Consider the following 10,343-nt stretch of genomic DNA (forward strand, 5'->3'; position numbering starts at 1 on the left):
CAATCGCCGACATCCCCTCTAGGAGCAATTCCCGCAGAGGACTACAATCCCCACCCCGCCTCAATGGCCGATCTGCCCCGCCCATGTTGACCTGTTCCGTACACCCGCTGGCCTACCGCGCCAATCCCGCCGACTACTTCGCGGCCATCCGCAACGCCCCCGGCGCCGTGCTGCTCGACAGCGGCCGGCCGAGTGCCGACCGTGGTCGCTATGACCTGCTCAGCGCCTGGCCGCTGGAACAACTGGCAGTGATGCCAGACGAGAGCGGCAGCCATTTCCTCCAGCGTCTGCGCGACAATCTGAGTCGCTTGGGCGAAGCCCGATTGCCAGTGGAGGTCGACTTGCCGTTCGCCGGCGGTTTGATCGGCTACCTGAGCTACGACTTCGGCCGACATCTGGAAAACCTGCCAAGCCACGCCCGCGATGACCTGCAATTGCCGGACGCGCGCTTTGGTCTGTACGACTGGGCGCTGATCAGTGATCACCAGACCGCGACCAGCCAATTGGTGTTTCACCCATCGGTGATCGACAGCGAGAAACAACGGCTGATCGCGCTGTTTACCCAGCAACAGGCTGAAACCCTGACACCGTTCAAACTGAACGCGCCGATGGCCGCCGATCTCTCGGCAGATGAATATCGCCAGGCGTTCGAGCGCATTCAGCGGTATATCCAGGCGGGCGACTGCTATCAGGTCAACTTCGCCCAGCGCTTCCGCGCGGCATGTCAGGGCGATCCATGGCTGGCTTATTGCGCATTGCGCGAAGCCTGTCCAACACCGTTTTCCGGTTTCCAGAGCTTGCCCGACGGCGGCGCGGTGTTGAGCCTGTCACCCGAGCGTTTCGTCAAAGTCAGCCAGCGTCAGGTCGAAACCCGCCCGATCAAAGGCACCCGCCCGCGTGGCGTGACCCCGGCCGAAGACGCCGCTAACGCCGCCGAACTGCTGGCCAGCCCCAAGGATCGCGCGGAAAACCTGATGATCGTCGATCTGCTGCGCAACGACCTCGGGCGCACCTGCCGCATCGGCTCGGTGCGCGTGCCGGAGCTGTTCAGCCTGGAAAGCTATCCGAATGTGCACCACTTGGTCAGCAGCGTCACCGGCGAATTGGCGGACGAGCGCGACGCACTGGATCTGATTGCCGGCAGTTTCCCCGGTGGCTCGATCACCGGTGCACCGAAGATTCGCGCGATGCAGATCATCGATGAACTGGAGCCGACCCGACGCGGCCTCTATTGCGGTTCGTTGCTGTACCTGGACGTGCGCGGCGAGATGGACAGTTCCATCGCGATTCGCAGTCTGTTGGTCAAGGATGGGCAAGTGTGCTGCTGGGGCGGTGGCGGGATTGTTGCGGACTCGGACTGGCAGGCTGAGTATCAGGAGTCGATCACCAAAGTGAAGGTTCTGCTGGAAACCCTGCAAAACCTCTAAACGCTTGGCGAGCAGGCTCGCTCCCACAGGGAATGCATTCCGGTGTGGGAGCTAGCCTGCTCGCGAAAGCGCCCTTCCAGACGATTACAAACTCAACTCTCTGTTAGAAGCCTTGAGGAATTCCTGCTTCAACTCAGCAAACGTGTGTACGGCAGGAAACTGCGGGAACTCACGAATCACATTCTGCGGCGCATGGAACAGAATCCCCGCATCCGCCTCGCTCAGCATCGTCGTGTCGTTGTACGAATCCCCCGCCGCAATCACCCGGTAATACAGGCTCTTGAACGCCAGCACCGACTGGCGCTTGGGATCTTTCTGACGCAACTGATAGCTGGTCACCCGCCCGGTTTCGTCAGTGATCAGACGATGGCAAAGCAACGTCGGGAAGCCCAGTTGGCGCATCAGCGGCTGGGAGAACTCATAAAACGTGTCCGACAGAATCACCACCTGAAAGCGCTCGCGCAGCCAGTTGACGAACTCAACCGCGCCGTCCAGCGGCTTCAGGGTGGCGATCACTTCCTGAATGTCCGACAGCTTCAAGCCGTGTTCATCGAGGATGCGCAGGCGCTGTTTCATCAGCACGTCGTAATCCGGAATGTCCCGGGTGGTGGCCTTGAGGGATTCGATTCCGGTTTTTTCGGCGAAGGCGATCCAGATTTCCGGCACCAGTACCCCTTCAAGATCCAGGCAAGCAATTTCCACAAGACACTCCCGTTTGTATTGATTATTTGAGTCGAGCGAGGCCGAACTCTAGCGACTCGAATCCTCACGCGCAACGCACAGTACGCCCCGAGCGGCGCAGCTTTTTGTTACCATCGCCCCCATATAGAGCGCCCAGCGCCACCGACCTGAAGGAAGCCGCCCTGATGAGTGCAACGTTCGACGTCGTGGAACTCGCCACGACCTATGCCAACAAATCCGCGCAAGACATCCTCAAACTCGCGTTTGCCGAGTTTGGCGATGATCTGTGGATATCTTTCAGCGGCGCCGAGGATGTGGTGCTGGTGGACATGGCCTGGAAGCTCAACAAGAACGTCAAGGTGTTCAGCCTCGACACCGGTCGCCTGCACCCGGAGACCTATCGCTTCATCGAGCAGGTGCGCGAGCACTACAAGATCGACATCGAAATCGTCTCGCCGGACTACACGAAACTGGAACCGTTCGTGAAGGAAAAAGGCCTGTTCAGTTTCTACAAGGACGGTCACGGCGAATGCTGCGGCATCCGCAAGATCGAGCCGCTGCGACGCAAATTGTCCGACGTCAAAGCCTGGGCCACCGGCCAGCGCCGCGACCAGAGCCCGGGCACTCGCAGCGCCGTGGCAGTGATGGAAATCGACACCGCGTTCTCCACCGCCGAGCGCACCCTGTACAAGTTCAACCCGCTGGCGCAGATGACCAGCGAAGAAATCTGGGGCTACATCCGCATGCTTGAGTTGCCGTACAACAGCCTGCACGAGCGCGGCTTCATCAGCATCGGCTGCGAACCTTGCACCCGCCCGGTCCTGCCAAACCAGCACGAACGCGAAGGCCGCTGGTGGTGGGAAGAAGCGACGCAGAAAGAATGCGGACTGCATGCTGGCAATATCATCAGCAAGGCCTGATCTCCAATTCCAGCGACACCCCTTTGTGGGAGCGGGCTTGCTCGCGAAGGCGTAGTCTCAGTCGACATCTTCGTTGACTGATCCAACGTATTCGCGAGCAAGCCCGCTCCCACATTGGATTTATGTAAGGCTCGAGAAAATGTGTACACACAAATGTCACCGTCGGTGCCATTTATGTGTGCACTTTTTTGTTTCCACGCCCTGAAAAGTTACATCCCGCCTGAAAATCCTTTCTCGGCGCCTGCCGGCAAAATACCCCGCCCAAAATAAATACCTGTTCGAACGGTCAATTTATAACCACTGTTTTTCAATGAGTTAGCGCTCATCGATAACTTTTCGAAATGAGTAAAGCCGCGTATAGATCCGCAACTGGCACAGATCTCGCTTTAGTGCATACATGTTTTGTATACAAAACTGCAAAACATAAAGCCACTTTCGATCCGCAAGCCTGAAGCGCCCTATCCCGTACAGGCTGCAGATGCCCCGTAACCAGTGATGTTTTCACTGCCGCGACGAAGATTTGTCGAGCCTGGCGGCTCATGCACAGTCATCGCGGCGCTGAACATCAGGAGCCTGCCGGAATGCGTACAAGTCTCTCCAATAACATCGCGCTGAATCTGCCCGCCTCTGCCCTCGACCAACCGTTACCCCATGACGGTCTGACCGAGCCGTTACAACTCAGCCCGCGTCTGCACAACAGCGATCTCGCGCCGACCAAGGCCGAAGGTCGACGCTGGGGCAAATACAGCATCTTTGCCCTGTGGACGAACGACGTGCACAACATCGCCAACTACTCGTTCGCCATCGGCCTCTACGCCTTGGGCCTGGGTGGCTGGCAGATTCTGCTGTCGCTGGGGATCGGCGCGGCGCTGGTGTACTTCTTCATGAACCTGTCCGGTTACATGGGGCAAAAAACCGGTGTGCCGTTTCCGGTGATCAGCCGGATCAGTTTCGGCATTCATGGGGCGCAAATTCCTGCATTGATCCGGGCGGTTATCGCCATCGCCTGGTTCGGCATTCAGACGTATCTGGCGTCGGTGGTCTTCCGCGTGTTGCTCACGGCGGTGCATCCGGGCTTTGCCGAGTATGACCACAACTCGACTCTGGGTCTGTCGACGCTGGGTTGGGTGTGCTTCGTGGCGATCTGGCTGGTGCAACTGGCGATTCTCGCCTACGGCATGGAAATGGTACGCCGCTACGAAGCGTTCGCCGGGCCGGTGATTTTGCTGACGGTCGCCGCGCTTGCCGCATGGATGTACTTTCAGGCCAACGCCACCATCGCCTGGTCGATCCGCGAACCACTGAGCGGTGGCGAAATGTGGCGCAATATCTTTGCCGGCGGCGCACTGTGGCTGGCGATCTACGGCACGTTGATCCTCAACTTCTGCGATTTCGCCCGCTCTTCGCCCTGCCGCAAAACCATCAAGGTAGGAAACTTCTGGGGTTTGCCGGTGAATATTCTGGTGTTCGCCGCGATCACTGTCTTGCTCTGCGGCGCACAATTTCAAATCAATGGCCGGATCATCGAAAGCCCGACCGAGATCATCGCCTCGATCCCCAACACTTTCTTCCTCGTGCTCGGTTGCCTGGCATTCCTGATCGTCACCGTCGCAGTGAACATCATGGCCAACTTCGTCGCTCCGGCCTTCGTCCTCAGCAACCTGGCGCCGAAGTACCTGACCTTCCGCCGCGCCGGACTGATCAGCGCCACCATCGCCGTGTTGATCCTGCCGTGGAATCTCTACAACAGCCCGTTGGTGATCGTGTACTTCCTGTCCGGTCTCGGCGCCCTGCTCGGCCCGTTGTACGGCGTGATCATGGTCGACTACTGGCTGATCCGCAAAGGCCGGATCAACGTCCCGCAACTCTATAGCGAAGATCCCAACGGCGCTTATTACTACAGCCGCGGGATCAATTTCCGCGCCGTCGCGGCGTTTATTCCTGCAGCGCTGATTGCCATCGTCCTCGCGCTGGTTCCCGGCTTCCACAGTGTCTCGCCGTTCTCCTGGCTGATCGGCGCCGGCATCGCCGGAATGCTTTACCTGATCATCGCCAAACGCCAGCCGCACTACGCCGACGTCAGCGGCGAAGCCATCGCGGTCGACAACGTCTGTCATTAATTCCCTCGCGGCCCGGACTTCGGGCCGCAGAACTGCCCGCTATAAGGATTTCCCCATGCGTATTCTCGTGGTCAACGTCAACACCACCGAATCCATCACCGATGCCATCGCCCGCTCAGCGCAGGCTGTCGCGTCACCCGGTACTGAAATCGTCGGCTTGACCCCGTACTTCGGTGCAGACTCGATTGAAGGCAACTTCGAAAGCTATCTGGCCGCCATCGCTGTCATGGATCGGGTGATGTCCTACGATCAGCCGTTCGATGCAGTTATTCAGGCCGGTTACGGCGAACACGGCCGCGAAGGTTTGCAGGAGTTGCTCAACGTGCCGGTGGTGGATATCACTGATGCGGCGGCGAGCACGGCGATGTTCCTCGGCCACGCGTATTCGGTGGTGACCACGCTGGATCGCACCGTGCCGCTGATCGAGGATCGGCTGAAGCTGTCCGGGCTATGGGATCGTTGCGCGTCGGTACGGGCCAGTGGTTTGGCGGTGCTGGAGCTGGAGCATGAGCCCCAGCGGGCGCTGGAAGCGATTGTGCAGCAGGCGGAACTGGCGGTGACTCAGGACAAGGCAGAAGTGATCTGCCTGGGTTGCGGCGGCATGGCCGGGCTGGATGAACAAATCCGTCGACGTACCGGCGTGCCGGTGGTGGACGGCGTGACGGCGGCGGTGACGATTGCTGAATCGCTGGTGCGGCTGCGCTTGTCGACGTCCAAAGTGCGAACTTACGCGACGCCACGGCCGAAGAACATCATTGGCTGGCCGGGGCGGTTTGCTCGCTGAGTTCACCGTCCTGAACCGAATCGACTCATTCGCGAGCAAGCCCGCTCCCACAGGTTTTTGTGTCGTTCACAACTCAACCCTGTGGGAGCGGGCTTGCTCGCGAATGCAGCAACCCGATTCCAAGCCTTGCTCAGATAGCACTAAACCGCCGCGCCAGGCCCTTCTGCGCGAACTGCTCGATAACAAAGTCCACAAATGCCCGCGTCTTGCCCGGCAACAATTTGTGTTCGGCGTAATAGATCGAAATATTGCCGTCATCCACAAACCAGTCCGGCAACACCCGCTGCAACGTCCCCGCCTCCAGATATCCCACCGCGAACGGCATGCTCACCAGCGCAATCCCCAACCCCTGCGCCGCCGTCCGGCACGCCGCTTCGGAATCGCTCATGGTCATCCGCGCCTTGAGCATCAACGGCCGACAATTCTGCGGATTGCGCCCGACCAATTGCCAGGAGCGCACACGCCCGGTTTGCGGCGAGCGAATCAAAATACCGTCGTGATCGTTAAGCTCCTCCGGCGCGATGATCTCGGGATTGCCCCGTAAATACTCGGCAGACGCCACCAGAATCCGGTGCGCCGGGCTCAACTTGCGCGCGATCACCCCCTGCGGCAATTCGAAACCGCCACCGACCGCCGCGTCGAACCCCTGCCCGATGAGATCGACCTGTCGATTATCGAAATGCCAGTCCGGATTGATCGCCGGATATCGCCGCAGAAACTCGCCCAGCATTGGCACGATGTGCAGACAACCAAATGCAGCGCCCATGCTGACTTTCAGTGTGCCCGCCGGAAGTCCCTCGACGCTGGACAGGTTGGCCACGGCATTCTGAATCGTCGTCAAACTGCCACTGACCTGACTCAGGAAAAGCTGTCCGGCCTCGGTCAGCGTCAGGTTGCGTGTACTACGCTGGAACAGCCGCACACCGAGCCGCCCCTCAAGCTTGGCGACACTCTTGCCGACTGCCGCCGGGGTCAGACTCAAGCGCCTTGCAGCTTCGGCAAAGCTGCCGACCTCGGCACTGCGCACGAAGCATTCGATGCCGCTGAAAGTTTCCATGATCGCCACTATAAACTTCTGGTTTACACAGACTATAGCAATCATGGTCTACACAGTTGTCGATACCACGCCGATACTCGGCACCAACACCAAGGCATTTCGCCTTGAATAGTCTGGAGATCGAACATGACCACTCAACACCTCGGCGGCAAAGTCGCTCTGATTCAAGGCGGTTCCCGTGGTATCGGCGCTGCCATCGTCAAACGTCTGGCCGCTGAAGGCGCGGCAGTAGCCTTCACTTACGTCAGCTCCACCACCAAAGCAGAAGAATTGCAGAACAGCATAACCGCCAACGGCGGCAAAGCCCTGGCGATCAAGGCTGACAGCGCCGATGCCGCCGCCATCCGCCACGCCGTCAACGCTACCGTCGAAGCCTTTGGCCGACTCGACATTCTGGTCAACAACGCCGGCGTACTCGCCGTGGCACCCCTGGAAGATTTCAAACTGGAAGACTTCGACCAGACCCTGGCGATCAACGTGCGCAGCGTGTTCATCGCTTCCCAGGAAGCCGCCAGACACATGGGCGAAGGCTCGCGCATCATCAACATCGGCAGCACCAACGCTGACCGCATGCCCTTCGCCGGTGGCGGCGTATATGCCATGAGCAAATCAGCGCTGGTCGGCCTGACCAAAGGCCTGGCCCGCGATCTTGGCCCACGCGGCATCACCATCAACAACGTGCAACCCGGCCCGGTCGACACCGACATGAACCCGGCCCACGGTGACTTCGCCGAAAGCCTGATCCCGCTGATGGCCGTGGGTCGCTACGGCAGCGCCGAAGAGATTGCCAGCTTCGTCGCCTACCTCGTCGGCCCGGAAGCCGGTTATATCACCGGTGCCAGCCTGACCATCGACGGTGGTTTCGGCGCCTGATTTTTCCGGATTGTCTGAACGAAAAACGCCGCCCCTCTTTTTACAGAGGGGCGGCGTTTTTTTGCGTCAGATGTCTACGTCCATTCCAGCGCCGGCAAACCACAGGCGCTCGGGGTGAACGCTTTCAGCGTCCGAAGAATCCCGTCGGCGTGAGCGTATTTTTCATCGGCCATGGCGGCGTCCGGAATCGCAATGGCAGTCATGCCCGCAGCTTTCGCAGCGGTCACGCCAAACGGTGAATCCTCGAACACCAGGCAATCCTCAGGTGCGACGCCCAGACGCCGGGCAGCCGTGAGGAAAATATCCGGCGCCGGTTTCGCCGCGCCGACTTCCGGATCGTCCGCTGTGACGATGAAATCGAACAGAGCGAACCAGTCACGGTGCAACGTGGTTTTCTGCCCGAACGACTGGCGCGACGAACTGGTGCCGACAGCAATCGGGATGTTGTGCGCCTTGAGGTGGCGAATCAGCTCCTCCGCCCCGGGCATCGCCTGCGCGGTGGGGAAACGCTCGCGCATCAGCGGCTCGCGAATCACCAGAAACTCTTCGGCAGTAATCGGCAGATCCAGCGCCTGCACGACGTAGTTAGCCAGATCGTTGGCCCCGCGACCAATGATGTTCTGCTTGACGCTCCAGTCGAAGGTTCGCCCGTAACGCCCGGCAATAATGGACGTAACCTCGGTGTAAATACCTTCGGTGTCCAGCAGCAACCCGTCCATATCGAAAATCACGGCCTTGATCGGGCCGAACGCCTTCAGCGGTGCATTCATCAGCGGATCCGTTAACAAAGACATCCCAGGCGACACCGTGGCGCCGCTGCTCGGATCTGATTAAAGGGTTCAGCAGCATAACGAGCGCGACAGACCTAGAGCAACGGGCAATGTCGGTCGAGGCGATGAACTACTCGCGAATATTTAAAGAAACGTCCTACAGGCATTACCTACTCTCCCGACTTCTTTCCTGTTTGAACCCCCGCAAAGTCCGCGCTCTTCCTTCACGTGCGCGAGAGACTGCGAATGCTCCGAACCGATCGGCTTCTGGCCCTGAACAACAGCATCGGCCTGCTGGTGGTTGCCGCGTTGAATCCCGATGAACCGGATTTTGACAACCTGATCCACGAGTTTCGCCTGTGCCTGAACAACTACGACGCCTGGGCCGAGCAGTTCTGGACCGGGACGGCGCTGGATGTCGAACAGGTCTTCACCGTCGGTAACGACGTGCGCCTCAGCGCGCCGATCAAGTCGCGCCAACCGATCAGTTCATCGGTGGTCATGTGCCCGGCCAGTGGGACGTTGACGCTGGTGCACATGTTCGAGGCCGCGCGGTTCGTGCCGATCGGCGACACGCCGGTGACGCTCGAACCGGTGCTTGCCGATGTCGGGGGAGTGCTGACCTTCGGCGAACCGAAGCACTACACCATCGGCCCGAGCGGCATTCTGGAAGTGACCGAGTGCGACCGGGGCCAGCGTTATCGCATCACCTTTTTTCCCGATGTTTCCACCGACCATGTGAAGAAGCTGTACGCCTCCTATCAGGGCATCATCGATGGTCTGGAGGGCTGGCTTCGCGCTGAGTGGACGGCATTTCAGCCGCAGTGGACGGAGTTTTCCAGCGCCGGGTTTCTTGACCGTTACGGTCAGTTGCAACAAGCCGACTGGCGCGGTTTCGAGAAAGCCCTGAATGGCGTCTGGGACGACATCAAGCAGCTATTCGCCCTGCTCGCCGACTTGCAGGCCAACAGCGAAAAAATTTTGGCGTACCTGAGCGAAGTCGAACTCGAAGCGCTGCTGCAAGCCTCCAGCGAGGCCATCGCCAACGGTTTGCTGATGCTCAGCGATGAGCCGTTGATGTTCATTCATCTGGCCGCGTTCGCCCACTGGCTGAAGATGCTGCCGCCGCAATATCTGGCTGAAGTGGTGGCCGAGGTTCGGGTCGAACTGCTGATCAGTTTTCTGCTGATGCGCGTCTCGGGTGGCGTCGGCGTGCCGCTGCGCTTGAGCAGCAAGGTGCTGGCGAAGATCAAGTCGCCACGGGCGCGGGAGTGGTTGGCGGCGTCGACGCTGCGTCTGGCGGAGTTGACGTCGGCAACTGAACTGAGCAAACACGCGAGCGCCCTGAAGCCACTGGCGCTTCACGCCCGTGAAGTCGAGTTGAAACCGACACCGTCGATACCGCTGAATATCCGCCAGGCCGATTCGCAGGTGCTGACGGTGCCGAATCCGGCGCCTCTTGCACGGGACAAGTATGGCGGTTCAAGCCGGATGGAACGGCATGAGCCGCATGACGACGCACCGGATCAGGCGAAAAACCCCAACGGCGACAGCGCCGACTGCGTAACGCTCACCTGCACCAATGGCTGCCCGGTGTCGATGGTCACCGGCGAAGAACTGCTGACCCTCAACGATGCTGTGCTCGATGGCGTGTTGCCGTTCGAGTTCACCCGCTTGTATCGCACCAGTGCCGCTGAAATCGACGTCGGGC

9 protein-coding genes are annotated in these 10,343 nt (G+C 59.8%); 6 read left to right on the top strand and 3 right to left on the bottom strand.

Translation table 11 applies throughout. The features are described from left to right. The first annotated feature begins 83 nt into the window (after positions 1-83). On the top strand, positions 84-1,427 hold the full coding sequence (pabB, locus tag AACY19_RS03205; RefSeq protein WP_339447842.1) for an aminodeoxychorismate synthase component I: 1,344 nt from the start codon (positions 84-86) through the stop codon (positions 1,425-1,427). 84 nt (positions 1,428-1,511) lie between these two features. Here the strand turns inward: pabB and thrH are convergent, their stop codons facing one another. Next, a complete protein-coding gene (gene thrH, locus AACY19_RS03210; RefSeq protein ID WP_339447844.1) occupies positions 1,512-2,129 on the bottom strand; it encodes a bifunctional phosphoserine phosphatase/homoserine phosphotransferase ThrH in 618 nt (205 codons plus the stop codon). A 161-nt stretch (positions 2,130-2,290) separates the two neighbouring features. Here thrH and AACY19_RS03215 point away from each other — a divergent pair, with 161 nt between their 5' ends. The 3 genes from AACY19_RS03215 to AACY19_RS03225 all read left to right on the top strand — a co-directional run bounded on the left by AACY19_RS03215 (position 2,291) and on the right by AACY19_RS03225 (position 5,932). Further along, entirely contained in the window at positions 2,291-3,028 is a 738-nt protein-coding gene (locus AACY19_RS03215; RefSeq protein ID WP_339447886.1) for a phosphoadenylyl-sulfate reductase, read from the top strand. 581 nt (positions 3,029-3,609) lie between these two features. After that, entirely contained in the window at positions 3,610-5,148 is a 1,539-nt protein-coding gene (locus AACY19_RS03220; protein WP_339447846.1) for an NCS1 family nucleobase:cation symporter-1, read from the top strand. Positions 5,149-5,203: 55 nt separating this feature from the next. After that, positions 5,204-5,932 carry an aspartate/glutamate racemase family protein gene (locus tag AACY19_RS03225; protein ID WP_064116940.1) on the top strand — a complete coding sequence of 243 codons (729 nt, stop codon included), beginning with the start codon at positions 5,204-5,206 and terminating at the stop codon, positions 5,930-5,932. Positions 5,933-6,062: 130 nt separating this feature from the next. Here AACY19_RS03225 and AACY19_RS03230 read toward each other — a convergent pair whose 3' ends face one another. Then, entirely contained in the window at positions 6,063-6,989 is a 927-nt protein-coding gene (locus tag AACY19_RS03230) for a LysR family transcriptional regulator (RefSeq protein ID WP_339447850.1), read from the bottom strand. Positions 6,990-7,115: 126 nt separating this feature from the next. Here AACY19_RS03230 and AACY19_RS03235 point away from each other — a divergent pair, with 126 nt between their 5' ends. After that, positions 7,116-7,862, top strand: a complete 747-nt coding sequence (locus AACY19_RS03235) for a 3-oxoacyl-ACP reductase family protein (RefSeq protein ID WP_339447852.1) — start codon at positions 7,116-7,118, stop codon at positions 7,860-7,862. 74 nt (positions 7,863-7,936) lie between these two features. Here the strand turns inward: AACY19_RS03235 and AACY19_RS03240 are convergent, their stop codons facing one another. Beyond that, positions 7,937-8,632, bottom strand: a complete 696-nt coding sequence (locus AACY19_RS03240; RefSeq protein WP_339447888.1) for an HAD-IA family hydrolase — start codon at positions 8,630-8,632, stop codon at positions 7,937-7,939. 246 nt (positions 8,633-8,878) lie between these two features. On the opposite strand from AACY19_RS03240, the gene AACY19_RS03245 reads away from it, so the two are divergent. Continuing rightward, positions 8,879-10,343 (top strand): DUF6531 domain-containing protein (locus tag AACY19_RS03245; protein ID WP_339447854.1); only part of this gene is annotated, 1,465 nt, incomplete at its 3' end.

Origin of the sequence: Pseudomonas sp. EA_5y_Pfl2_R50 (genome assembly GCF_963970475.1) — a bacterium.
GTDB lineage: Bacteria > Pseudomonadota > Gammaproteobacteria > Pseudomonadales > Pseudomonadaceae > Aquipseudomonas.

Coding starts and splice junctions, on each gene's coding strand:
- AACY19_RS03240 (WP_339447888.1), bottom strand. CDS start 8,632: ATGAATGCACCGCTGAAGGCGTTCGGCCCGATCAAGGCCGTGATTTTC.
- AACY19_RS03235 (WP_339447852.1), top strand. CDS start 7,116: ATGACCACTCAACACCTCGGCGGCAAAGTCGCTCTGATTCAAGGCGGT.
- pabB (WP_339447842.1), top strand. CDS start 84: ATGTTGACCTGTTCCGTACACCCGCTGGCCTACCGCGCCAATCCCGCC.
- AACY19_RS03220 (WP_339447846.1), top strand. CDS start 3,610: ATGCGTACAAGTCTCTCCAATAACATCGCGCTGAATCTGCCCGCCTCT.
- AACY19_RS03230 (WP_339447850.1), bottom strand. CDS start 6,989: ATGGAAACTTTCAGCGGCATCGAATGCTTCGTGCGCAGTGCCGAGGTC.
- AACY19_RS03225 (WP_064116940.1), top strand. CDS start 5,204: ATGCGTATTCTCGTGGTCAACGTCAACACCACCGAATCCATCACCGAT.